Consider the following 22,795-nt stretch of genomic DNA (forward strand, 5'->3'; position numbering starts at 1 on the left):
AACCCGCACCCGACACCCACGCCCGGCGGATCGGTTCCGGTCCCCGCCCGATAGGCTGGCGATCCCATGTCCGAAGCCTCCGCACCCCACACCGCCGAGCGCCGTGAGCTGACCACCGCGCAGCGCAACGCCGTCGCCGAGCTGCTCCGCGTCTCCCCGGTCGCCGACGAGCTGGGCCGCCGGTTCGCCCGTGCCGGCCACGAGCTGCACCTGGTGGGCGGTTCGGTACGCGACGCACTGCTCGGTCGGCTCGGCGACGACCTCGACTTCTGCACCGACGCCCGACCCGACCAGACGCTGCGGATCGTCAAGGGCTGGGCCGAGTCGATCTGGGAGACCGGGCGGGAGTTCGGCACCATCGGGTGCCAGCGCGACGGCCTCCGGCTGGAGGTCACCACCTTCCGTGCCGAGGCGTACGACCAGGTCAGCCGTAACCCGGTCGTCGAGTACGGCGAGAACCTCACCGACGACCTGCGGCGGCGCGACTTCACCGTCAACGCGATGGCGGTCAGCCTCCCCGATCACCGGTTCACCGACCCGCACGGCGGGCTGGACGACCTGGCCGCGAAGATCATCCGTACCCCCGGCACCCCGGCCGAGTCGTTCGGTGACGACCCGCTGCGAATGCTGCGGGCCGCCCGGTTCGCCGCCCAACTCTGCTTCGCCGTCCACCCCGACGTGCGGACGGCGATGACGGCGATGGCCGCCGACCTGGACCGGATCACCGCCGAGCGGATCCGCGACGAGTTCACCAAGCTGCTCTGCGGCACCGACCCGGTGACCGGGCTGCGGCTGCTGGTCGACACCGGGCTGGCCGACCGGTTCCTGCCCGAGCTGACCGGTCTCAAGCTGACCATCGACGAGCACGCCCAGCACAAGGACGTCTACGAGCACACCCTGACCGTGGTGAGCAACGCGGTGTCGTACGAGACCGACGGCGCTGACTTCGTGCTGCGGATGGCCGCGCTCATGCACGACGTGGGCAAGCCGGCGACCAAGGCGGTCGGGCCGGACGGCCGGGTCAGCTTCCACCACCACGAGGTGGTCGGCGCCCGGCTGACCAAGGCCCGGATGAAGGCGATGCGCTACCCCAAGGACGTCACCGCCCAGGTCACCAAGCTGGTCGGCCTGCACCTGCGGTTCTACGGCTACGGCCGGGGCGAGTGGACCGACTCGGCCGTCCGCCGGTACGTCACCGACGCCGGTGACCTGGTGGACCGGCTGCACAAGCTGACCCGTTCCGACTGCACCACCCGCAACCGGCGCAAGGCGGCCCAGCTCGCCGCCGACTACGACGCGCTGGAGGAACGGATCACCCGGATCGCCGCCGAGGAGGACCTGGCCCGGGTCCGGCCCGACCTGGACGGTAACGCGATCATGGAGTTGCTCGGCGTGCCGCCGGGGCCGGTGGTCGGCCGGGCCTGGCAGCACCTCAAGGAGCTGCGCCTGGAACGCGGCCCGCTCGACCGCGACGAGGCCGAGGCGGAGCTGCTCCGCTGGGCCGGGGAGCAGGGCCTGCGCTGAGCCGGACGACAGCGGGGCCGCCCGGCGTGCCGGACGGCCCCGCTTCGTCGTACGGTCAGCGGGTCTCGACCGCGCTGCCCTCGACCGGCGGCTTGCCGTTGGCCGGCGAACCGGCCGACGCCGCGCCCAGCTTGGCCAGCAGGGCCGACAGGTCGATGCCGGTGAGGTCGGAGCCGAGCTGGAGGCCCTGCGCCACGTTGCCGGCCACCGACTTGGTCAGCGAGGACGCCCCGTCGGTGGAGATCACCGTCAGCTTGTCGATCGCACCGATCGGGGCACTGGCCGCCTCGACCACCTGCGGCAACATCTTGACCAGCAGGTCGAGCACGGCCGCCTCGCCGTACGCGGCGAACGCCTCGGCCTTGCGGGCCATCGCGTCGGCCTCGGCCTGACCGCGGGCCAGGATGGCGGTGGCCTCGGCCTGGCCCTCCCGCTCGACCGCCTCGGCGATCGCGGACCGGCGACGCTGCTCGGCCTCGCCCTCCTTGGCACCCTCGATCGCGTTCGCCTCGGCCAGCGCCGCCCGGCGGGCCCGCTCGCCCTCACCGGTGAGCCGGGCCTGCTCGGCGGCGGCCTGGGCGGCGGCGATGGTGGCCTGCCGCTGCGCGTCGGCGTTCAGCACCGCCGCGTTGCGGGCCGCCTCCGCCTCCTGCTCCACCTTGTACCGGGCCGCGTCGGCCGGCTTGCGCACCTCGGTGTCGAGCTGACGCTGCTTGAGTTCGGCGTTGCGCTCGGCGACCTTCTGCTGCTCGGAGAGGATCGCCTGGTCCCGCTCGGCCTGGGCGAGCGGCCCGGCCGCCGCCGACTTGGCCTTCGCCGCGTCGATCTCGGCCTGGATGCCGGCCTGCTTCAGCGACAGGTTCCGGTTCGCCTCGGCGATCGCCTCCTCGGCCAGCAGCCGCTCCTGCTCGGCCTGCTGCCGGGCGCGGGCCTCGGCGATGGCCGCGTCCTTGAGCACCCGGGCCGCCTCCGGCCGACCGAGGTCCTGCAGGTACGACCCCTCGGCCAGGATGTCCTGGAGCTGGAAGGTGTCCAGCACCAGACCCTGGTTGGTCATCGAGTGCTCGGCCTCCTCGGCGACCGCGTTGGCGAACGCGGCCCGGTCCCGGATGACCTCCTCGACGGTGAGCCGACCGACGATCGAGCGCAGCGCGCCGGCCAGCACCTCCCGGGTGAAGTTGTCGATCTCGTCCTGCTGGTGCAGGAAGCGCTGGGCGGCGGCCCGGATGGCGTCCTCGGTGCCGCCGACCTTGACGATGGCGACGCCGTGCAGGTCGGCCCGGATGCCCTGCTTGCTGACCGCGCCCCGGATGCCGACGTCGATGCGGCGGCTGGACAGGTCGAGCGACTGGAGCTTCTGCACCACCGGCAGCACGAAGACCGACGCGCCGAGGACGACCTTCTGGCCGGAGTTGTCGGTGGACCGGCCGCCGTCGGCGGTCTGCGTGGTCCGTCCCTTGCGGCCGGTGACGATGAACGCCTCGTTCGGCCCGGCCACCTTGATCCGGGAGAGCACGAACAACACGAGGACGAGGGCGAGGACGACCGCGCCGACGATGGCGATGAGGAGAGGCATGGTGGTTCCGTCTCTGCGAGAAGAGGGTCAGTAGGTCTCGACGTGCACGCTGGTCTCGCTCAGCGACTGCACCACGAAGATCTGCGCGCCGAGCGGGATGGGCCGGTCGGCGCGGGCGTTGAGTTTCACCGGCTGGCCGGCGACGCGTACCCGCACCTCGCCGTAACCGTCGGTCGGGATCGGAGTGACCACCAGGCCGAGCGCGCCGACCAGGTCGTCCCGGGTGGGGGTGGCGTCGGTCCGCATGTTCCGCGCCGCCCGGCTCAGTCGCCCGGCCAGCCAGGCGGTGGGCACGGCGGCGAGCGCGCCGCCACCGACGGCCGCCGCGATCATCCCCGGGGTACCCCCACCGAGCAGTTCGTTGACGATGGCCGCGCCGAAGCCGAACGCGCCGAGGAAGCCGGCGACCGCCTCGACGGAGACCGGACCGTCGATGTCAGGATGACCGAAATGCAGGATTTCGCCGCCGAGCAGGGCCAGCGCCAGCACACCGACGCCCACGCCACCGATGATCAGAAAGATGAGCGTCCCCGTGGCCACGACCTGCACGGTAGCGACCGGACGCAACGTCCCGCGTGATCATTCCGGCGCGACGGCACCGTCCGTTCGGCCCATCGGCCCGCCCCGGCGGCCCGGCGGGTCGACACCGCACCCACCGCACCTTCCCCGGTGCAGTGCGAAAACCGATACTTTTGTACACGCAATTTCTGGCGGGCGGGAATCGGTTGCCCCGCATAATAGGTAGACCCTTGCCCTGGTGGGGGGTGAATACATAACATATTGATAACGCCGAATTGCTGATTACGAGGTGAAGATCCAGGAAACTCTGACCTTGACGCGCACCTCTCCTCTCCAGGGGGCGCCAGCAGGGGCGTTCTCGCGAGCGAGGAGGGTTCATGAAGGAATTCAGAATCAGTCGACGGGACGGCCTGGTCGCGCTGGGCGCAGGACTGGGTGCGGCACTGCTCGGTGCCGGTCCGGCCAGCCGGGCAGCAGCCGGGGCGCGCGAGGGTGCCGCCCGGGTCGGCGCGGCCCCGGTCAGTTACAGCATTACGATCCTGAACAATTCGGCGCTGGACGACATGAACGCCATCCTCTTCCAGGAGATGCCCGTCCTCCCGAGCGACGCGGTCACGCTCGCCTGGATGTCGAAGATGTGCCACCCGTCGACGACCGTCGAATACCAGTGGAGCATCGACTACAACTTCGTCTGGGGTCAGGTCGGGACACTCGTCCCCGGAACGCAGTTCGTGGCCGGTCAGACCCTCTCCGCAGACCTGACCCAGAACAACCTGGTCACCCTCTCCTACGTCGGCGGCGGTTTTGAATTCGGGCCGACCAGCTCCTCCGGGAAGAATGGCAGCCTGATAATCAAGGAGGACGGCACGGTCCCGGGGGCGGGGGACCAGGACCAGGGAAGTGTGGGCATCGGCATGTCGGGGGCCGGCACCTTCGTCGTGCCGACCCTGACGAACGCCGGAGTCGAGTTCGACCCGAAGCCCACCTACTGGGTCGCCTTCGGCAGCTTCGAGAGCAGCGAGGTGATGGACGTCTCCGAGCTCACCACGCCCGCACAGGTGTTGTACCCCGCCGGCATGACCAGCGCGAAGGCCGTCTTCGACGGCAAGGGATGGACCATCTCCTACAGCAGCTAGCGCAGCCTCCGGCCCGCCGCCCGACCGGCCCGCCGCCTTCGGTGCCGGTCGGAGCGGGAAGAATGGCCGGCATGCGTTGGACCGTGCTCGACTCGCCGATCGGGGAGTTCTCCGTCGCCACCGACGACGCAGCGGTCTGCGGCGCGCACTTCGGCCGGGTCACGTCGGCGGCCGACCGGCCCGGCGACGCGCTGGCCGGTCGGGCGGTCGCCGAGCTGCGGGCGTACTTCGCCGGTGAGCTGACCGGGTTCACCGTGCCGGTAGCTGCCCCGCGCGGCTCCGAATTCGAGCGCGCCGTGTGGCAGGAGATGACCCGGATCCCGTACGGGGAGACGCTCACCTACGGCGAGGTGGCCCGGCGGGTCGGCGACCCCGGCGCGGCACGGGCGGTCGGGGTGGCCTGCAACCGCAACCCGGTCCCGGTGATCGTGCCCTGCCACCGGATCGTCGGCGCGGGCGGCAAGCTGGTCGGCTTCGGTGGCGGGCTGCCCCGCAAGGTGACCCTGCTGGAGCTGGAGGCGGGGGTGGCCCTGCGCCGCGCCTGGTCCTGATCGTTTCCGGGTCAGCCCCGCCCATGCCCTCGCCCTTGGGCCGATGTAGCGGTGTCGGCGGTGAGCGGTTACCGCAGTATCGGCCCAAGGGAGTTGACCATGGAGGTGCGGCGGCCGGTGGGTCAGGAGAGTGGGGCGAGGCGACCTGCGCGGAGGTCCGTGACGAAGGCGGCCCAGCCGGCGGCGGGGTAGAGCAGAAGCGGTCCGCCACGGTCCTTGCTGTCGCGTACGGCGAAGCGACCACTGCTGTCCAGCACCGGCCCGGCCTCGACACAGTTACCGTCGCCGTTGCCGCTGCGGGTGCTGACATGCCAGGCCACCGGGAGCCCGGCGTTGGTGAGGGGGTTGACCGTCGCCATGCGCTCACTCCAGACGTGCTTCCAGATCGAAGAGAACCCGCTGCACGGCACCGTTGCGCAGCGCCGCCCGGCGTAGCCGATTGTAGCGCTGGTGCAGCGAATCGGCTTTCTCCCCTTCGACCACGACTGTTCCGACAACCGTGGAGATGCAGCCGGCAGGTGGATAGGGCCGGCGCATCCGAAAGACGTCGAAGGCGCCGTTCGGGCTGGCGTGGGCTCCTGCGGTGAACGGCAGGATCATGATCTCGACGTTCGGCCAGCCGGCCATCTCGCGGAGATGGGCGAGTTGGGCGCGCATTGTCTCGGGCCCGCCGACCATCCGGCGCAGCGCACCTTCATTGATGATGACCGAGAGTCGGATCGGATCTGGTTGGCTCAACCGCTGTTGACGGGTCATGCGCAGATCAACGAAGCGGTGAAGCTGATCGTCCGCGAGATCCTCGTCGGCCGCCCGGATGACGGTCTCGGCATATGTCCTGGTCTGGAGCAGGCCGGGGATGACTGAATCCTGGAAGGAGTCGATCGCGGTGGCTCGACTCTCCAGCCAGATCCAATCGATCAAGGACGCGGCGACGTTGGCGGCGAGTCCATCCCACCAACCCTTCTGCCACACGTCCTGCGCCATCGTCTTGAGGTCGTCACGTCTCTTCGGGTCGTCGATCCCGCATACGTCGAGGTAGGTCAACACCTCTGGCACTCGGGCCGGCAGCATGCCTGATTCGATCCGGCTGACAGTGCTGGCGTTTCGGTTGAGGCATTCGCCCACATCCCGCAGCGTCAGCCGGGACTTCTCCCGCATCTCGCGGAGCTGCTGACCGAGCCATTGAGCGCGGAGCGTGGACGCATGTTCGTTTGGCATGTCTTCTCCCCCACCTCCCTCCGACCTTGTAAAGCATCTCGAAAACATTCCACCGATGCAAGCTTGCACAGCGATCCGCCATGCTGCATGCTGCGTGTGGCTGCGATTACTGAAGGTGATCGACGGTCGAGACGAGGACGGACCGGGATGGGACGGCTTGGCGGCATGCCCACCCCGGTCCGGGAACGAGCCGAACGGGAGGCGCAACGCGATGGTCGGCGTCCCGGGGAACGACTCCCCGACTGTCTACCACGTCGTACCCGCACGAAGCGGGTGCCGACGCGCTTCGCGGTGCGTACCCCCTCGGTTTCCTGGGCCGGTGACGCGCTGACCTGATGGCGCACCACCGGCCCCGAGCCGGGCGGACGTGCGGAACCCCGCCGCGAATCCCCCTCGCGGTGGTGACCCCGGGACCGCGCGTCCGCCCCTTGGCGAAGGGATGCCAGTGGGCCTGTACGAAACCCGGGCGCGGGTGGAGAGCCGCGCCGCACACGAGATCATCGCCGCGCACGTCGCCGATCCCGAGAGCCAGCAGTGCCGGGTCTGCCTGACCGTCGTACCGTGTCCGTCGGCCAACGCGGCAGCGAACCGCCTGGTGGAGTTGGGTCTGCCGGTGCTCGACCCGGTCCCGCCGCAGCGGCGTTCCGCGCTGCGGCGCTGGCTCGCCCCACACCGGCGGGGGCGAACCGGGCCGGCACCGCTACTCAGTCGGGCCTGGCGGTGGCGACTCGGGTCGGCGGTGGGCTGATGCGGCTCAGCTTCGATCCGGAGGAGCCGCCGGCCGATCCGCCGGCCGAGTGCGTGTCACCGACCATCTGGCGGTTGAGTCACCGGCTGCACCGCTGTCATCTTCTCGCGGACGACGGCGGGTGCACCTGTGGTGAACCGTTCCCCTGTCGGTCGCGGCGGCTCGTGGAGCGCGGTTTCCTGGCGGCGCTCGGGTTGGGCGTCGGGGCGGCGAGCCGACAGGACCTGCTCGACCGGCTCACCGCCGAGAACAGCTTGAACGCACAGCCCGTCCGCCCTGATCCGAGCGATTCTCGCCACCATCGTCCTGGACTACCCGGTAAGGAGGAGACGTGACGCCGAGCGTGGTTGACCAACCCACGGACGAGTTATACAAATCTGGTATGGCCTTCACCCTGAACCTGAAGCCCGAGGTCGAGCAGCGACTCAAGGAGCTCGCCGAGGCGGAGCACCGGTCGATGCACAAGACGGTCGAGGTGGCGGTGCAGGCCTACCTGGACCGGCACGACCGGGACGAGTGGACCCGCCAGGCCGCCCGCCGGGTATTCGAGGAGGACGCGGAGTTCTTCGAGATGCTGGGGGACAGATGACCCACCCCTGGCCGGACGCCGAGGACCTGCTGACCCTGCTCGCCGAGCACACCGGCCCCCGGAGTCAGGTACGCGACGCCGGGATCCTGGTGGCGGCGACCGTCCGACCGCACGCGCGGTTGATCGGGCAGCCCGCCTACCCGACCGCCCTGGACAAGGCGGCGGCGCTGCTGCACGGGTTGATGATCTGGCGTCCCCTCGACCTGTGGAACGCCGGGCTCGCCTGGGCCGCGGTGCGTATCCTGCTGTCCCGTTCCGGCCTGCGTCTCACCATGCCGGCCAAGGACCGGATGGCGTTGACCGAGGCGTTGACCAGTGGCGAGGTCGACTCGGTCGAGGAGTTGGCGCTGCGGCTGTCGCCGTACCTGGAGATGGCGGACTGAACGCGCGAGGGCCGGGTCCGTGCGGACCCGGCCCTCGGCGGTGCGGTGCCGGTGCGTCAGCGCTCGACGTCGCCGGTGATGAAGCCCTCGACGGCGGCGTGCGCGTCGTGGTCGGCGTACTGCACCGGCGGGGACTTCATGAAGTAGGAGGAGGCCGAGAGGATCGGGCCGCCGATCTTGCGGTCCAGGGCGATCTTGGCGGCCCGGACCGCGTCGATGATGACGCCGGCCGAGTTCGGCGAGTCCCACACCTCGAGCTTCAGCTCGGCGTTGAGCGGGGTGTCACCGAAGGAACGGCCCTCCAGGCGGATGTACGCCCACTTGCGGTCGTCCAGCCACGGCACGTGGTCCGACGGGCCGATGTGCACGTCGCTCTTGACCATCTCGTGCGGGATCTGGGAGGTCACCGACTGGGTCTTCGAGATCTTCTTCGAGACCAGCCGGTTGCGCTCCAACATGTTCATGAAGTCCATGTTGCCGCCGAAGTTGAGCTGGTAGGTGCGCAGCAGCTCGACGCCGCGGTCCTCGAACAGCTTCGCCAGCGCGCGGTGCACGATGGTGGCACCGACCTGGCTCTTGATGTCGTCGCCGACGATCGGCAGCCCGGCGTCGGTGAACTTCTGCGCCCACTGGGGGTCGGAGGCGATGAAGACCGGCAGCGCGTTGACGAAGGCGCAGCCGGCGTCGATCGCAGCCTGGGCGTAGAACTTCGCCGCCTGCTCGGAGCCGACCGGCAGGTAGCAGACGACCACGTCGACCTGCGCGTCGCGCAGCGCCTTGACCACGTCGACCGACTCGGCGTCGGACTCCTCGATGATCTCGCGGTAGTACTGGCCCAGGCCGTCGAAGGTCGGGCCGCGCTGGACGGTGATGCCGGTGGGCGCCACGTCGCAGAGCTTGATGGTGTTGTTCTCACTGGCGACGATCGCCTCGGCGAGGTCCATGCCGACCTTCTTGGCGTCCACGTCGAACGCCGCGACAAAGTCCACGTCCGATACGTGGTAGTCGCCGAAGGTGACGTGCATGAGACCCGGGACGCGGTCGTTCGGGTCGGCGTTGCGGTAGTACTCCACGCCCTGCACGAGGGACGAGGCGCAGTTACCCACACCGACGATGGCGACGCGGACGGAGCCCATAGCGTCTGCCTCCTTCTTCTTCATCACGGCCGCTCATTCCTGGACGCTCCAGGCGGAGGCGGGCTGTTGTTGTCTCGTGGACCGTCGGTCGTTCCGGATCGCGGGACGACCGGGGCACGGCCGGAGCGCTCGTTGGCGATGAGCTCCTCCAGCCAGCGGACCTCACGCTCGCAGGCGTCGAGCCCGTGGCGTTGCAGTTCCAGGGTGTACGCGTCGAGACGCTCGGCTGCCCGGCCCAGCACGTCCCGAAGTCCTTCGCGACGCTCCTCGATCGTGCGCCGGCGACCCTCCAGGATGCGCAGGCGGGTCGCCTGGTCGGTGCGGGCGAAGAACGCGAAGTGCACGCCGAAGCCCGTGTCGTCGTAGGTCTCGGGTCCGGCCTGCGCGATCAGCTGGGCGAAGCGTTCCTTACCCTCCGCGGTGATCTTGTAGACCACCCGCCCGCGGCGGCTGGTCAGCGCGGGCACCTCCTCGGCGGTGGCCGGTGTCCCGGCGGCTTCGGTGATCCAGCCCGCCGCCTGCAACCTGCGCAGGGTCGGGTAGAGCGAGCCGTAGCTGATCGCCGCCCGGATGGCGCCGAGCTTGGCGGTGAGCTCCTTGCGGAGTTCGTAGCCGTGCATCGGGGCCTCCTGGAGGAGGCCGAGGATGGCGAGTTCCAGCACGGGCCACCCTTTCCTTACCCTCGGGGCGGGTCGTTAACCGCCTCGATGTATCGGACCGATACATCGCACGCTAGTACCTCACCTGCCATCCGGGCAAACCCCCGTTTCGCGGCAACCCGTTCACGGATCGTGACGGTGGTCGCCCCGCCCGGTCGGAGCGCGTACCCTTTGCCGCATGCGTACGTCTCGCCAGGTGGTCGACTACTCGCTCCAGAAGCGGGCAGTCCTGCGTGAGCTGCTCGCCGGGCGGATCGGCACGCACGACGTCTGCGACGCTTCGCCGTACCTGAAGAGCGCGGCCCGTTTCCACGGGGAACCGACAGACCAGCGGTGTCCGATCTGCCGGAGCGAGAACCTGATCCACGTCCACTACATTTACGGGGACGAACTCCGGCAGTCCGCCGGTCAGGCCCGGGCACTGGCCGAACTGTCCGTGCTGGCGATGACGTTGGGTGAGTTCCAGGTCTTCGTGGTCGAGGTGTGCCTCGGCTGTGACTGGAACCATCTCGTCGAGCAGTTCCTGCTCGGCCGGGACGGGCTGGTCGAGGGCGGCCCGGAGCAGGGGGCGGCGGACGCCGCCACCGCTGCCACCCAGGGACGAAGGCGAGAGGCGCAACGGTGAAGCCTGCTGATCCGGTCGAACCCGGTGTCGTACGACACAGACACCGCGACCGGCGGCTCGTTGACCCGAATGACCCGATTGATGCAGAAATTTCAGTGCGCCACCGGGCTCTCCCCGGCTTCAGTGCGCGTGTGTCAACTCACGGCAACCCGGTGGTGGCGCCCCCGCGTCCCACCGCGACCGGCAGGGTGTGAGGAATGAACTCGTACGGCGATCCCAGTTCCCCGCGTGCGCGGGCCCAGGTACCGGGTTCGAACGGCGGCCCCGGACCGGGGGCGGACGACGCGTACCCCCGGCACTCCGGTGCGGCCCCGGCCGGCCGGGCGTCGGTCGGCGGTGCCGCGCCCAGCGGGCGGGCCTCGGCGGCGGTGCCCCCGCCGCGCGCGACGGGCGGTGCGGCCGGCTCGGCCTCGGTCGGCCGGGCCGGCTCGGGTCGCGCCTCGGTGCCGGTCTCCCCGGCCGGGCCGGGCCGGGCCTCCGTGCCGGTCTCCCCGGCGTCGTCGGCGTCGGGGTGGGGCGGCGGTGGCCGGGCCTCGGTGCCGGTCTCCCCGGCGGGCGGACCGGCCGGTCGGGCCAGTGTCGGGACGGCTTCCGCCGGCCGGGCCAGCGTCGGCGCGGCGTCGGTCGGCTCCGCTGGCCGGGCCTCGGTGGCCCGGGCCGGCGTGGCGCAGGTCGGCGGGCCGGGTGGGCCGGGCGGCCCGAACGGGCCGGGTCGTGGCTACGGCGGCGGTGCCGGCGGCGGGCGTGGACGCGGGCCGGGTGACCCGGACGCGCTGGCGCGGGCCAAGCGGCGTAAGCGGATCAACCTGCTGATCGCCGGCTTCGCGGTCTTCATCATGCTCGCCGGTCTCGGCGTGGTCGGCTTCACCTACTACTCCACCACCGTGGTGCTGCCCAACCAGATCAAGCTGCCGCTCGCCACCACCATCTACGCCAGCGACAACAAGACGGTCATCGCCAAGGTCGGCGAGCAGAACCGCACCTTCGTCTCGATCAACCAGATCCCGCAGCACATGCGGGACGCGGTGGCGGCGGCGGAGGACAAGAACTTCTACGAGCACGCCGGTGTCGACTACAAGGGCATCGCCCGCGCCGCCTGGAACAACCTCTCCAACGGCGACAAGCAGGGTGCCTCGACGATCACCCAGCAGTACGCCCGCAACGCCTACGAGAACCTCCAGGACGACTCGTACGCGCGGAAGGTCAAGGAGGCGATCGTCGCCTCCAAGCTCAATGATCAGTTCACCAAGGAACAGATCATGGAGCACTACCTCAACACCATCTACTTCGGTCGCAACGCGTACGGCATCGAGGCGGCGGCGCAGACGTACTTCGGCAAGTCGGTCTCGAAGGTCGACGTGGCCGAGGCCGCCGTGCTCGCCGCGCTGATCAAGCAGCCGGAGCCGAGCAGCACCCACAAGGGTTTCGACCCGGCGCTCAACCCGACGGACGCCAAGGACCGGTGGGACTACGTCATCAAGAACATGATCGAGATGCACTGGGTCGACGCCCCCGGCCGACCGGCGCATCCGACGGAGTACCCGACCAAGACCCTGCAGACTCCCAAGGAGTCCCGCTCCGGCGTCAAGTTCGGGGTCAACACCCCGATCGGCAACGTGATCAACTACGTGTCGGCGGAGATGCGGGAGAAGAAGCTCTGCACCGACAACGACGCCGAGGTGACCGAGCGCAAGCCGCGCTGTTCGGCGATGCTCCGCGAGGGTGGTTACCGGATCCGGACCACCATCGACAACAAGGTGCAGAAGGCCGTCACCAGCGCCGCCCAGCGCAGCACCAAGGGTTCCGAGCTGGACGGCGCCCGCAAGAACCTGATGGCCGCAGTGGTCTCCATCGACCCGCGCAACGGCCGGGTGCTCGGCTACTACGGCGGGGACGACGGCACCGGCACCGACTACGCCGGCACGAATACCGACACGAACGGCAACGTCACCGGCGGTCACTCGCCCGGCTCCAGTTTCAAGATCTACACGTTGGCGGCGGCGCTGGAGGCCGGCAAGTCCGTCGAGTCGCGTTGGAAGGGGCGGGCCTTCACCCCGGAGGGCGTGAAGTTCCGGGTCAGCAACGCCGGCACCGACAATCCCAGCTGTGGTGACTCCTGCACGCTGCGGGAGTCCACGTTGAAGTCGCTGAACGTGCCGTTCTACCACGTCAGCCTGGACATCGGCCCCGACAAGATCGTCGACATGGCGGCCAAGGCCGGCGTCGGCATGATGTGGCAGACCAACGTGAGCCCGCCCAAGGGGCACGACCTGACCAAGGAGAAGGCCGCCGACCTGGCGCCCGATCCCTTCTACCACGTGGTCGCCTACGGTCAGTACCCGATCACCGTGCTGGACCACGCCAACGGCATCGCCACCTTCGCCAACAAGGGCATCTACAACAAGGCGCACTTCCTGATCTCCGCCGAGAAGCAGAACAAGGAGACCGGCAAGTGGGAGAAGCTCGGTGGCGAGCAGCTCAAGCCGCAGAAGCGGATCAACCCGGACGTGGTCGCCGACGTGACCGACGTGCTGAAAGACTACCCGGGCCGGATCAACCACACCCTGGCCGACGGCCGGAAGGCGACCGCCAAGACCGGCACCTGGGAGCTCAAGGAGGGCACCACCCAGAACGGTGACGCCTGGACCATCGGCTACACCCCGCAGCTCGCCACCGCCGTCTGGGTGGGCAACAAGGGCAAACGGGAAGCGATCAGGCTGAACAACGGCGACAACATCAGCGGTGCCACCATGCCCGGCGAGATCTGGGAACGGGTGATGAACGGCGCGCTCAAGGGCGAGGACAAGCTGGACTTCCCGCCGGCAGCGAAGGTCGGCGACCCGGAGTCCGGCAACGGCACCCCGCCCCCGCCCCCGCCCCCGCCGCCGAACCAGAACGGGCAGAACTGCGCCCCCGCCGACCTGCTCTGCCAACTCGGTGGCGGCAACCAGGGTGGAAACCAGGGCGGCAACCAGGGTGGAAACCAAGGCGGCAACCAGGGTGGAAACCAAGGCGGCAACCAGGGTGGCAACCAGGGCGGCAATCCGCCGCTCCCGCCCAACCAGAATCTCCCCGGCCAGAACGGGGGGAACGGCGGCGGCATCCTGCCCACCCCACGCACCCGGGAGTGACCCGAACTCGGCGCTGACGACCGTCGATACCGCTGCCGGCCACCGCGAATCCGCGGTGGCCGGCAGCGGCGTTTCCCGGTCGACCCGGTGGCCGGACTGCCGCTGTCGTCGCGCGGGGGCATTCGACCGGAACATGCTCCTCGTCCACGAGCCATTCATAGGGCAGGATGCATTCTCATGAGCAACCAGCCGACGGCCGGCATCGACGACGCCGGGACCAGTGACCACCCGTCCCGATCGGACGGCTTCGTCCGGGGCGCCGCCGAGGCGATCGGCGGGCCGCTCGGCGACCACGCCGTCGCCCTGGACCGGCCCGCCGGTCGGGAGAGCCGGTTCTGGACGGCGGCCCGGATCGTGCTGGCGCTGGCCTGTCTGACCCTGGCCCTGCACTGGGTGCAGAAGGCGCCCTGCCAGAACGGCGCCTGGCAGAACAACATCCAGTACACCCGGATGTGCTACACCGACGTGCTGGCCCTCTACTACGCCGAGGGCCTGCACGAGGGCAAGGTCCCCTACCGGGACCACCCGGTCGAGTACCCGGTGCTCACCGGCTACATGATGGGTGCGCTCGGTCTGCCGGTGCACGCTCTCGGCGTCGACGACCCGACGATCAACCAGGGGCGGTGGTTCTACAACGCCAACGCGTTGGCCCTCAGCGCGCTCGCGGTCGCCACCGCCGCGGTCATCCTCTCCCTGCGTCGCCGACGACCCTGGGACGCGGCACTCTTCGCCCTGGCCCCGGCACTGTTCCTCACCGCCACCGTCAACTGGGACTTCCTCGCCATCGGGCTGGCCGCGCTCGGGCTGGCCGCCTGGGCGAAACGACAACCCGTCCTGGCCGGGGTCCTGCTCGGCCTGGGTGGCGCGGCGAAGATGTGGCCACTGTTCCTGTTCGGCCCGATCCTGATCCTCGCGTTGCGCGCGGGCCGGCTGCGGGCCGCGTTGACCGCCACCGCGACCGGCGCGGTCGCGCTGGTCGCGGTGAACCTGCCCACCGCGATCCGCTACCCCGACAACTGGGGGCGGTTCTTCGAACTGAACACCACCCGACCCATCGACTGGGGCACGCTCTGGTACATCGGGCGGTATCTCGACGGCAAGGTGAACACCGGCGGCCCCGGCGACCAGGGTCCGTTCCAGTGGCTGAACGCCAACATCCCGACCCTCAACAACCTGTCGTACGCCCTGTTCGGGCTGGCCTGCGTCGGCGTGGCCGTACTGGCCCTGCGGGCACCCCGCCGGCCCCGGCTGGCCCAGCTCGCCTTCCTGGTGGTGGCGGCCTTCCTGATCTTCAGCAAGGTCTGGTCCCAGCAGTTCGTGCTCTGGCTGCTGCCGCTGGCGGTGCTCGCCCGACCGCGGTGGGGCGCCTTCCTCGCCTGGCAGCTCGCCGAGGTGTGCTACTTCGCCGCGTTCTACGGCGAGCTGCTCGGCTCGGCCACCAGCCGCCCGGTCTTCCCCGAGGGGGTCTTCGTGCTCGCCTCGTCGCTGCGGCTCGGCACGGTGGTGGTGCTCTGTGTCCTGATCGTCAAGGACATCCTGCACCCGGAGCGCGACGCGGTCCGGCAGACCTACGCCGACGACCCCGACGGCGGCGTCCTGGACGGTTCCCCCGACGCCCCCTGGCTGGCCAGACTCCGCCGCAAAGCCCCCACCCCCGAACCCGAACCAACCCCCACCCCCGCCTGACCCCACCCCACCCCACCCCCACCGACCCGCCAACTCCCCACCCCCACCACCCCGGACGCGCAAGTCCAGGACGGCACTTCGCCCGTCAGGCGGGCGGGGGAGCCCAGCCGGCGCAGGGATCAAGCCTGACCGCCCGGAGCCGGCTGGGCTCCCCCGCCCGCCCCCACCGCAACCGGCTCAGAGACGGAACACCACGGCATTGCCGACCTGCTGGCGGGTGATGCCCAACTGGTCGACCGGGGCGTCCACGGTCACCTCCCACGGGGTGCCGACGATCTGGTCCCGCAGCACCACCACGTCGCGTACGCCGAGGGTGCGCAGGTAGTCGACGCTGGTCTGGTCGGGGAAGGCCGCCGTCACCCGGCGTACGTCGTCGAGCTGTTTCGGGGTGAACCCGCTGCCGCCGTTGACCACCTGCTGGAAGCGGCTGGTCGACCAGAGCATCACCGGCTGGTCCTGGTTCTGGCCGCTGGGCAGCACCAGCAGCGGACCGTCCACCGTCCGCATCGCCACCGGTTGTTCCGGCACCACCGGATGCGGTGTGTCGTTCAGCCCCTCCACCACGACCAGCAGCAGCGGCAGCAGGGTGGCCAGCCGCAACCACGGTGACGGCCGGGCGGGCACCCGCCCGCCGGTGAGTTCGCGTACCCGCTGGGCGAAGGCGGTCACCGTACCGGCCGCCAGCAGGCCGAGCAGCAGCGTCGTCCAGAGCATCATCCGGCCCGGCGTGCGCAGCCCGCTGAAACCCGGCAGGTGCTCGAAGAGCGGCGCGTAGGTGAAGGTGCCACCGAAGAACTCGGTGCCCATCGCCAGCACCATGGTGACCAGTACCCCGGCGAGCAGCAGCAGCCGGTGGCGCAGCCGCCACACCGAGAAGAACAGCCCGCCGGCCGCCAGCGCGTACAGCACGAAGCCCGGCAGCAGGGTCATCTCCGGATGCCAGGGCAGCGTCGCCCGTGCCCCCTCGTGCAGCCCGCCCCAGATCCACGACTCGGCGGGCGCGGTGAAGAAGCCACTGGCCGGCGGCGAGTAGACGCCGATGTCGCCGAGCGTCCGTTCCGCGTTCGGGTGCAGCTCGGCCACCTTGAAGTACGGCACCGCCAGCAGCGCGCCGACGCCGGCGAAGAGCAGCCCGCCGACCAGGTCGGCGACGAACAGCCGGCGACCGAAGGGCCGACGCCCGCGCCGTCGTCGCCAGAACCACACCGCCGCCGAGACCAGCAGGGTCACCGCGAGGACGTAGGCGAACACCAGGCCGATGCCGAAGCCCAGGCTGAGCTGCCAGGCGGCCACCACCCACCCGGCGTACGCCCAGCCGACCCGGCGGCGTTCCGGACGGTACCCGTGCCGCAGTGACCAGCCGTGCCCCCGGGCCAGCATGGCCAGCGCCAGCGGAATGCCGCCGTTGGAGACGATGTGCAGGTGACCGGCCTGGGCGAGCAGCCACGGCGCGTAGGTGTAGCTGACCCCGGCGACCGCCGCACCGATCCGCCCCGAGCCCAACTGCCGGGCCAGCACGTACGCCCCGAAGGTGGCCATCGCGTGCGCCAGCACGAACATGATGTTGTAGCGGAGCACGGCGGCGTCCGGTCCGGTGCCGAGCAGGCCGGCCGGCGCGTACCCGAGCAGCATGTCGGAGAAGGCGAAGCTCCAGGGTTCCGGGAAGAACGTGTTGGACTGGAACAGCTGCCCCGGGTTCGTCCGCAGGGCATGCCCCGACCAGGCCATCTGCCAGGCCTGGAGACTCGGATCCCAGTAGTCCTGGGGGAGGGTGTAGAGCGGGTAGCGCAGGGTCGGCCAGGTCATCCCCACGGCGAGGGCGAGCGAGGCGAGGACGGCGAGCGTCCACTCGTGCACCAGGAACCGACCGGTGGCGCGGGCCGCCCGCCGGGGACGACCGGGTACCGGCTCCGGCTCCGGCGCGAACGACGTCCACGGGTCGGCCTCGGCGACGGTGTCCTTCCGGTCCGGCCCGCTACCGTCACCACCGGTCGCAGCCGCCTCGGCGGTCGTGGCGACCTTGGTCTCGTCGGTCCTGGCCTTGTCCGCCGTGGTCCCGTCGAGCTTGGCGTCGGCGACCTCGGGTTTGTCCGCCCTGTCCGGCTCGGCGCTGCGGGGGGCGTCCCCTGCTGCGGTCCGATCCTGCGGCGGCCCCGCCGCGCCCGACGGGCCGGGGGTGGCCCCGTCGGTCTGCCGTGGCGGCTGGCCGCCGCCGGTCGCGTTGGTGGTCATCGGCGCTCAGGCCCCCGTGCCGAGCTGCTCGCGGAGGAAGGCGATGTCCGCCCCCTGACCGGCCGGTCCGCCGGGGGTCTCCACGATGACCGGGGCGTCGGCCGCCCGGATCACCGCCACCAGCAGCTCCGGGTCGATGACCCCGCTGTCGAAGTTGTCGTGCCGGTCCTGTCCGGAGTTGAACCCGCCCTTGGAGTTGTTCGCGTGCACCAGGTCGATCCGGCCGGTGACCGCCTTCACCCGGTCGACCAGGTCGAGCAGCTCCTCACCGCCGGCGTACGCGTGGCAGGTGTCGAGGCAGAAGCCCACCTCGTAGTCGCCGAGCGCGTCCCAGAGCCGGGCCAGCGCGTCGAGCCGGCGGGCGCAGGCGTTGTCGCCGCCGGCCGTGTTCTCGATCAGGACCGGGACGGGGAAGCCGCCGGAGTCGGCCGCGTACGCGAAGGTCTTGCGCCAGTTGTCGAAGCCGACCGCGAGGTCGTCACCGGCGTTGACGTGACCGCCGTGCACGATCAGCCCCCGGGCGTCGAGCTGGGCCGCCGCGGTGGCGTGGCCGAGCAGCAGCTTGCGGCTGGGGATGCGGATCCGGTTGTTCAGGGTGGCCACGTTGATGACGTACGGGGCGTGGACGTAGAGGTCGACGTCGGCGGCGCGCAACCGGTCGGCGTCCTCCCGGGGTTTCGGGGCCTTCCAGCCCTGCGGGTCGGAGAGGAAGAACTGCACCGCCTCGGCGGCGCGGCTGGTTGCCTCTGCCAGCGGGTCGGCCTGGTCGACGTGGGCTCCGATACGCATGCAGGCGAGCCTACGTCCCGCCACCGACTCCGACAGGCGACGGTCAGGGGCAAGTCGGCTCCGGTGACCACGCGGCGGGCCGGCACACCCGTTGGTCGTCGGGGCGGCCGGTCGCCGAACCCGCGTCACCCGTCGGGACCGGCGGTCGTTGAGCCGGGTGGGACCACCGGGGCAGCTGCACCGCCGGCACGGGGGATCTCGGACGAATAGTTTGAATTCGGCTATCTCGTGACGACTACCGTTGTATCGTCGGATAACAACAGGATGAAGCTCCGCGGGGTGTCCTCGATCCAACCTCATCGGTGTGGTCGTTCCTCCCCAGGTCCCACCCAAGGAATGCGGACGGGACGCCCCGCGGCCCCGTGCACAGGGGTCGCCGCCGGCCTTCGGGCGCTGCGGCGGCCCCTGTCGCCCTTCCCCGGCCCGCCGGGGCGGCCTGCGCGGGAGTGATCGTCACGACCGGGTATCCTGGTCCGGTTGTCCGCGTCCGGTCGGGTTCCCCCGACACCGGGCGGGCACGACGCACGACCTCCTGCCACGGAAGGACCGTGGCCGCCTAGCCCACAGGAGGTGAGCACGTCTTGCGTCATTACGAAGTCATGGTGATCCTCGACTCCAGCCTTGAGGAACGCACCGTCGCACCCTCGCTCGACACGTACCTGAACGTGATCCGGACCGCGGGTGGCTCGGTCGAGAAGACCGACGTGTGGGGCCGCCGGCGCCTCGCGTACGAGATCAACAAGAAGGCCGAGGGCATCTACGCCGTCATCGACCTTCAGGCGACGCCGGAGGCGGTGGCCGAACTCGACCGCCAGCTGCGGCTCAACGAGTCCGTGCTGCGCACCAAGGTCATCCGTCCGGAGATGCGCTAAGCATTCAACCCCGGTTCGCCCGGATCAGCCTCGTCGATGCTGTCAGAGGGTTCTGAGAGCCTGTACGACGCAACGATGAGTGTGCGAGGAGATGGTCATGGCAGGAGACACCACCATCACGGTCATCGGCAATCTGACCGATGACCCCGAGTTGCGGTTCACCCCGTCCGGTGCGGCGGTCGCCAAGTTCCGGGTCGCTTCGACGCCCCGGTTCATGGACAAGACCACCAACGAATGGAAGGACGGCGAGCCGCTCTTCCTGGCCTGCACCGTGTGGCGGCAGGCGGCGGAGCACGTCGCCGAGTCGCTCCAGCGCGGCGCCCGCGTGATCGTCTCGGGTCGGCTGCGCCAGCGGTCGTACGAGACCCGCGAGGGCGAGAAGCGCACCGTCATCGAGCTCGAGGTCGACGAGATCGGCCCGTCGCTGCGCTACGCCACGGCGAAGGTGCAGAAGATGTCGCGCTCCGGTGGCGGCGGCGGTGGCTTCGGCTCCGGTGGCGGTGGCAACCAGGGCGGCGGCGGAGGCAACTTCGACGACCCCTGGGCCTCTGCTGCGCCGGCCCCCTCCTCGCGCGGTGGTTCGGGCGCCAATTTTGATGAGGAGCCACCGTTCTAATGGCGCCGAGCGCCCGCGATCGCAAACCAGGAGCACGTGCAATGGCCAAGGCTGCGGCACTTCGCAAACCAAAGAAGAAGGTGAACCCGCTCGACAAGGACGGGATCACCTACATCGATTACAAGGACACCGCGCTGCTGCGCAAGTTCATCTCCGACCGCGGCAAGATCCGCGCTCGGCGGGTGACCGGCGTCACCTCGCAGCAGCAGCGGCAGATCGCCCGTGCGGTCAAGAACGCCCGTGAGATGGCGCTCCTGCCGTACACCGCCACGGCCCGCTGAGAGGAGGCACCGACATGAAGATCATCCTGACCCAGGAAGTTTCCGGTCTCGGTGCCCCCGGCGACATCGTCGAGGTCAAGAACGGCTACGGCCGTAACTACCTGCTGCCGCAGGGCTTCGCGATCAGCTGGACCAAGGGTGCGGAGAAGCAGGTCACCGTCATCAAGCGGGCGCGTTCCGCCCGTGAGATCCGGGACCTGGGCCACGCCACCGAGGTCAAGGACCAGCTTGAGGGCCTGAAGGTCAGCCTGAAGGTCCGCGCCGGTGACGGTGGCCGGCTCTTCGGCTCGGTCACCCCGGCCGAGGTCGTCGACGCCGTCAAGGCGGCCGGTGGCCCGGTCCTCGACCGTCGTCGGCTGGAGATGCCCGGTCACATCAAGTCGACCGGCTCCTACCCGGTGCGGGTCAAGCTGCACCCCGAGGTGTCCGCCAAGTTCGACCTCAACGTCGTCCAGGGCTGACCCCGCAGCACGGCATCACGGAAGGCCCGCACCGGACCGGTGCGGGCCTTCCGTGTCACCACGTCGAGCAGGTCAGCCGATCGGCTGACCGGTGACCGCACTGATCATCACGGTGGAGAGACCACCGCCGACCACCGCCGCCGCCACCGCCACCGTCGCCGGCCGCCAGGTCGTTCCGACCCGACGTAGCAGCACCGCCACCACCAGACTGCTCAGCAGCGCCAACCCGAACCGGGGCGCACCCGCGACCAGCGAACCGAAGGCGTGCGCCCGGGGCGGTTCGCAGCCGCCCCCGCTGATGTCCGTGACACAACCGGCCGGGGGCTGGCCGTCCAGGGTCAGCAGCCACAGGAACACCAGCACCGCCGGCACCAGGTAGCAGGCGGCGGTGTAGACCAGCGGGCGCAGCGGACCACCCGGATCCGGATCCAGCAGGTCGTCCTCCAGGCGGCGGTTCCACGACCCGCCACCCACCGAGCCGAGCCGGTCCCGCAACGAGGACGCCGCGACCGCCTGGCCGGACACCGGCTCGGCCCGACGCCGGGGGGTCGCCCGTGGCCGCGGCGCGGTGTACCCCACCACCGGGGACCGGGGCGCCGAGGCCGGCGGATCCATCCAGCGGGGATCGTCCCCCGCCAGCCGGGTGCCCGACCAGAACCCCTCCGGCTGCGTACCCCAGGGCCAGCCCTCACCGGTCACCGGCTGCGCCGACCGGGGCGGCACCGACCGCTCCCACCGGCCGGCGTCGTCCCGGTCCCGCTGGTCGAGAAGGTCCCGGTCCCACCGCCCGGTGTCGTCGCGTTGCGGTCGGACGACGCCCCCGGTGTCGTCGCGTTCGGGTCGGACGACGCCCCCGGTGGCCCACCGGTCCGCCTCGTCCCGGCCCGGGGACACCGGACCCCACCGGCCGACGTCCGTCCGGTCCCACTGCGCGGTGTCGGTGAACCGGTCCCACTGGCCGGTGCTGTCGCCCTGCTCCCACCGCGACGCCCCACCGCGGCGGTCCCACCGGTCGTCGACGGCCGGACCCTGCCAGGTGTGCAGGCCGGAGGCGTCCCAGGGGTCCACCGCCGGCCGGTACTCGGGCTCCGGCTCGGCGAGCCGGCTCCACGGGTCACTCGCCGGACGACGCTCCGGATCGGTCAGCGGCCGTGCCCAGGAGGCGTCGGCGTTGCGTCGCCGCCGCCGCGGCGGCGGCTCGGGCGCGGCCTCCACCGGCAGGTCGGAGTCGTCGCCCCCGGACCAGACCACCTCCGGACGACGGGTCGGGGACCGGCGCGGGCGGGTCGGCGGAGCCGCCCCGGAGACCGGCTCGTCCTCGCCGGAGTCCGCCCGCCGGCTGCCGACGTACCCCTGCTCCTGGGGGCGGTCGAAGGTCCATTCCCGGGTGTGGTCGGACCCGGGGGCCGGATCCACCGCCCGGGACTCCCACCGTTCGCTCTCCCGCCGCCGCCGGGCCGCGCGGCGGCCCAGCCCGGAGACCGGCCGGGCATCGTCCTCGTCGTCGTCCGGAGCGGCGTGCCGCCCCCGGCCGTCGGCGTGCGCGATCCCGGACTCGACCGCCCAGCGGGGCAGGTAGGCGTCGACGGGTTCCCGCTGGCCGCGCTCGACCGCCCGTCGGCGGCTCGGCGTACGGTAGCGGTCCGTCGAGGTGGATGAATCTGACGGAACCGGGTCGCCGAGGTCGTCCCACGGGGCGATCGGCTGACGCTCGCGCGGGCTGCCCTCCCCGCGCTCCCAGTCCCGGTAACTCACGGCCGGAGCGTGACCCTTCTCAACCGAAAGTGCAATCCGCTGTCCAGGTGTAGCCGTTTCGCAGAGATAGTACGGGAAGACCGACCCAACAGCCTTACCGGAAATTTTTCGTCCACAGGGTGTGGATAGTGAAGGTGCAGGTCAGTCCCTTGATCCGCAGAATTCCCGCCGAGTTTTCCACAGGCTGTGCACACGCTGCGCACATGGTTGTCCACCCGCGTCCACAGGTTGTCCCGAGGCTCGTCCACCGCGCCGGTTGAGGGGCTGAGCTCGAGGTCCGTATCGTGGGGCACCGACCGGTCGCGTGA

At 70.6% G+C, this 22,795-nt stretch carries 22 protein-coding genes; 13 read left to right on the forward strand and 9 right to left on the reverse strand.

All coding sequences use genetic code 11. The features are described 5' to 3' along the window. The first annotated feature begins 66 nt into the window (after window positions 1-66). Window positions 67-1,524 carry a CCA tRNA nucleotidyltransferase gene (locus tag GA0070623_RS18490; protein WP_067310734.1) on the forward strand — a complete coding sequence of 486 codons (1,458 nt, stop codon included), beginning with the start codon at window positions 67-69 and terminating at the stop codon, window positions 1,522-1,524. A 55-nt stretch (window positions 1,525-1,579) separates the two neighbouring features. On the opposite strand, the gene GA0070623_RS18495 is transcribed toward GA0070623_RS18490, so the two are convergent. Both GA0070623_RS18495 and GA0070623_RS18500 read right to left on the reverse strand, forming a co-directional pair. Then, on the reverse strand, window positions 1,580-3,100 hold the full coding sequence (locus GA0070623_RS18495; protein WP_067310737.1) for a flotillin family protein: 1,521 nt from the start codon (window positions 3,098-3,100) through the stop codon (window positions 1,580-1,582). A 27-nt stretch (window positions 3,101-3,127) separates the two neighbouring features. Continuing rightward, window positions 3,128-3,649, reverse strand: coding sequence for a hypothetical protein (locus GA0070623_RS18500; RefSeq protein WP_231932460.1), 522 nt, complete (start codon window positions 3,647-3,649; stop codon window positions 3,128-3,130). Window positions 3,650-3,996: 347 nt separating this feature from the next. Between GA0070623_RS18500 and GA0070623_RS18505 the strand changes: the two genes are divergently transcribed. Together GA0070623_RS18505 and GA0070623_RS18510 are read left to right on the forward strand one after the other, a co-directional pair. Beyond that, window positions 3,997-4,755: a hypothetical protein gene (locus tag GA0070623_RS18505; RefSeq protein ID WP_197699995.1), complete on the forward strand. Its 759-nt coding sequence runs from the start codon at window positions 3,997-3,999 to the stop codon at window positions 4,753-4,755. A 71-nt stretch (window positions 4,756-4,826) separates the two neighbouring features. After that, window positions 4,827-5,306: a methylated-DNA--[protein]-cysteine S-methyltransferase gene (locus tag GA0070623_RS18510; protein WP_067310772.1), complete on the forward strand. Its 480-nt coding sequence runs from the start codon at window positions 4,827-4,829 to the stop codon at window positions 5,304-5,306. A 122-nt stretch (window positions 5,307-5,428) separates the two neighbouring features. Here GA0070623_RS18510 and GA0070623_RS18515 read toward each other — a convergent pair whose 3' ends face one another. Further along, a complete protein-coding gene (locus tag GA0070623_RS18515) occupies window positions 5,429-5,665 on the reverse strand; it encodes a DUF397 domain-containing protein (protein WP_067310743.1) in 237 nt (78 codons plus the stop codon). Between the two features lie 4 nt (window positions 5,666-5,669). After that, window positions 5,670-6,524 (reverse strand): helix-turn-helix domain-containing protein, encoded by an 855-nt coding sequence (locus GA0070623_RS18520; protein ID WP_067310746.1) that lies wholly within the window; start codon window positions 6,522-6,524, stop codon window positions 5,670-5,672. A 445-nt stretch (window positions 6,525-6,969) separates the two neighbouring features. Between GA0070623_RS18520 and GA0070623_RS18525 the strand changes: the two genes are divergently transcribed. The 3 genes from GA0070623_RS18525 to GA0070623_RS18540 all read left to right on the forward strand — a co-directional run bounded on the left by GA0070623_RS18525 (window position 6,970) and on the right by GA0070623_RS18540 (window position 8,244). After that, the gene (locus GA0070623_RS18525) at window positions 6,970-7,272 is read left to right on the forward strand and encodes a hypothetical protein (protein ID WP_067310750.1); all 303 of its coding nucleotides are present in this window, start codon (window positions 6,970-6,972) and stop codon (window positions 7,270-7,272) included. A gap of 382 nt (window positions 7,273-7,654) precedes the next feature. Continuing rightward, on the forward strand, window positions 7,655-7,861 hold the full coding sequence (locus GA0070623_RS18535; RefSeq protein ID WP_067310753.1) for a ribbon-helix-helix protein, CopG family: 207 nt from the start codon (window positions 7,655-7,657) through the stop codon (window positions 7,859-7,861). Further along, complete coding sequence (locus GA0070623_RS18540; protein WP_067310757.1) at window positions 7,858-8,244, forward strand: hypothetical protein; 387 nt, start codon at window positions 7,858-7,860, stop codon at window positions 8,242-8,244. The genes GA0070623_RS18535 and GA0070623_RS18540 overlap by 4 nt, the downstream gene beginning before the upstream one ends. A gap of 56 nt (window positions 8,245-8,300) precedes the next feature. Here GA0070623_RS18540 and GA0070623_RS18545 read toward each other — a convergent pair whose 3' ends face one another. Further along, a complete protein-coding gene (locus GA0070623_RS18545) occupies window positions 8,301-9,380 on the reverse strand; it encodes an inositol-3-phosphate synthase (RefSeq protein WP_067310760.1) in 1,080 nt (359 codons plus the stop codon). 23 nt (window positions 9,381-9,403) lie between these two features. Continuing rightward, on the reverse strand, window positions 9,404-10,042 hold the full coding sequence (locus GA0070623_RS18550; RefSeq protein WP_089004113.1) for a PadR family transcriptional regulator: 639 nt from the start codon (window positions 10,040-10,042) through the stop codon (window positions 9,404-9,406). Window positions 10,043-10,217: 175 nt separating this feature from the next. Between GA0070623_RS18550 and GA0070623_RS18555 the strand changes: the two genes are divergently transcribed. The 3 genes from GA0070623_RS18555 to GA0070623_RS18565 all read left to right on the forward strand — a co-directional run bounded on the left by GA0070623_RS18555 (window position 10,218) and on the right by GA0070623_RS18565 (window position 15,481). Then, window positions 10,218-10,664 carry a DUF5318 domain-containing protein gene (locus tag GA0070623_RS18555; protein WP_067310766.1) on the forward strand — a complete coding sequence of 149 codons (447 nt, stop codon included), beginning with the start codon at window positions 10,218-10,220 and terminating at the stop codon, window positions 10,662-10,664. Between the two features lie 197 nt (window positions 10,665-10,861). Further along, window positions 10,862-13,795 carry a transglycosylase domain-containing protein gene (locus tag GA0070623_RS18560; protein ID WP_089004114.1) on the forward strand — a complete coding sequence of 978 codons (2,934 nt, stop codon included), beginning with the start codon at window positions 10,862-10,864 and terminating at the stop codon, window positions 13,793-13,795. 177 nt (window positions 13,796-13,972) lie between these two features. Beyond that, window positions 13,973-15,481 (forward strand): glycosyltransferase family 87 protein, encoded by a 1,509-nt coding sequence (locus tag GA0070623_RS18565; RefSeq protein ID WP_067315592.1) that lies wholly within the window; start codon window positions 13,973-13,975, stop codon window positions 15,479-15,481. Between the two features lie 177 nt (window positions 15,482-15,658). Here the strand turns inward: GA0070623_RS18565 and GA0070623_RS18570 are convergent, their stop codons facing one another. Both GA0070623_RS18570 and GA0070623_RS18575 read right to left on the reverse strand, forming a co-directional pair. Continuing rightward, window positions 15,659-17,713, reverse strand: coding sequence for a hypothetical protein (locus GA0070623_RS18570; protein WP_084261001.1), 2,055 nt, complete (start codon window positions 17,711-17,713; stop codon window positions 15,659-15,661). Window positions 17,714-17,719: 6 nt separating this feature from the next. Continuing rightward, the gene (locus tag GA0070623_RS18575; protein ID WP_067301250.1) at window positions 17,720-18,502 is read right to left on the reverse strand and encodes a deoxyribonuclease IV; all 783 of its coding nucleotides are present in this window, start codon (window positions 18,500-18,502) and stop codon (window positions 17,720-17,722) included. A 581-nt stretch (window positions 18,503-19,083) separates the two neighbouring features. Here GA0070623_RS18575 and rpsF point away from each other — a divergent pair. The 4 genes from rpsF to rplI all read left to right on the forward strand — a co-directional run bounded on the left by rpsF (window position 19,084) and on the right by rplI (window position 20,732). After that, entirely contained in the window at window positions 19,084-19,374 is a 291-nt protein-coding gene (gene rpsF, locus GA0070623_RS18580) for a 30S ribosomal protein S6 (RefSeq protein WP_067301247.1), read from the forward strand. A 79-nt stretch (window positions 19,375-19,453) separates the two neighbouring features. Next, window positions 19,454-19,990 (forward strand): single-stranded DNA-binding protein, encoded by a 537-nt coding sequence (locus GA0070623_RS18585; protein ID WP_172898421.1) that lies wholly within the window; start codon window positions 19,454-19,456, stop codon window positions 19,988-19,990. Between the two features lie 41 nt (window positions 19,991-20,031). Beyond that, window positions 20,032-20,271 (forward strand): 30S ribosomal protein S18, encoded by a 240-nt coding sequence (gene rpsR / locus GA0070623_RS18590; RefSeq protein WP_007073789.1) that lies wholly within the window; start codon window positions 20,032-20,034, stop codon window positions 20,269-20,271. A gap of 14 nt (window positions 20,272-20,285) precedes the next feature. Beyond that, window positions 20,286-20,732 carry a 50S ribosomal protein L9 gene (rplI, locus tag GA0070623_RS18595; protein ID WP_067301243.1) on the forward strand — a complete coding sequence of 149 codons (447 nt, stop codon included), beginning with the start codon at window positions 20,286-20,288 and terminating at the stop codon, window positions 20,730-20,732. A 72-nt stretch (window positions 20,733-20,804) separates the two neighbouring features. On the opposite strand, the gene GA0070623_RS18600 is transcribed toward rplI, so the two are convergent. Further along, window positions 20,805-22,487 (reverse strand): hypothetical protein, encoded by a 1,683-nt coding sequence (locus GA0070623_RS18600; RefSeq protein ID WP_089004115.1) that lies wholly within the window; start codon window positions 22,485-22,487, stop codon window positions 20,805-20,807. Between the last annotated feature and the right edge of the window lie 308 nt (window positions 22,488-22,795).

It is taken from the genome of Micromonospora rifamycinica (assembly GCF_900090265.1).
Lineage (GTDB): Bacteria > Actinomycetota > Actinomycetes > Mycobacteriales > Micromonosporaceae > Micromonospora > Micromonospora rifamycinica.

Coding starts and splice junctions, on each gene's coding strand:
- GA0070623_RS18490 (WP_067310734.1), top strand. CDS start 67: ATGTCCGAAGCCTCCGCACCCCACACCGCCGAGCGCCGTGAGCTGACC.
- GA0070623_RS18495 (WP_067310737.1), bottom strand. CDS start 3,100: ATGCCTCTCCTCATCGCCATCGTCGGCGCGGTCGTCCTCGCCCTCGTC.
- GA0070623_RS18505 (WP_197699995.1), top strand. CDS start 3,997: ATGAAGGAATTCAGAATCAGTCGACGGGACGGCCTGGTCGCGCTGGGC.
- GA0070623_RS18510 (WP_067310772.1), top strand. CDS start 4,827: ATGCGTTGGACCGTGCTCGACTCGCCGATCGGGGAGTTCTCCGTCGCC.
- GA0070623_RS18515 (WP_067310743.1), bottom strand. CDS start 5,665: ATGGCGACGGTCAACCCCCTCACCAACGCCGGGCTCCCGGTGGCCTGG.
- GA0070623_RS18520 (WP_067310746.1), bottom strand. CDS start 6,524: ATGCCAAACGAACATGCGTCCACGCTCCGCGCTCAATGGCTCGGTCAG.
- GA0070623_RS18535 (WP_067310753.1), top strand. CDS start 7,655: ATGGCCTTCACCCTGAACCTGAAGCCCGAGGTCGAGCAGCGACTCAAG.
- GA0070623_RS18540 (WP_067310757.1), top strand. CDS start 7,858: ATGACCCACCCCTGGCCGGACGCCGAGGACCTGCTGACCCTGCTCGCC.
- GA0070623_RS18545 (WP_067310760.1), bottom strand. CDS start 9,380: ATGGGCTCCGTCCGCGTCGCCATCGTCGGTGTGGGTAACTGCGCCTCG.
- GA0070623_RS18555 (WP_067310766.1), top strand. CDS start 10,218: ATGCGTACGTCTCGCCAGGTGGTCGACTACTCGCTCCAGAAGCGGGCA.
- GA0070623_RS18560 (WP_089004114.1), top strand. CDS start 10,862: ATGAACTCGTACGGCGATCCCAGTTCCCCGCGTGCGCGGGCCCAGGTA.
- GA0070623_RS18565 (WP_067315592.1), top strand. CDS start 13,973: ATGAGCAACCAGCCGACGGCCGGCATCGACGACGCCGGGACCAGTGAC.
- GA0070623_RS18570 (WP_084261001.1), bottom strand. CDS start 17,713: ATGACCACCAACGCGACCGGCGGCGGCCAGCCGCCACGGCAGACCGAC.
- GA0070623_RS18575 (WP_067301250.1), bottom strand. CDS start 18,502: ATGCGTATCGGAGCCCACGTCGACCAGGCCGACCCGCTGGCAGAGGCA.
- rpsR (WP_007073789.1), top strand. CDS start 20,032: ATGGCCAAGGCTGCGGCACTTCGCAAACCAAAGAAGAAGGTGAACCCG.
- rplI (WP_067301243.1), top strand. CDS start 20,286: ATGAAGATCATCCTGACCCAGGAAGTTTCCGGTCTCGGTGCCCCCGGC.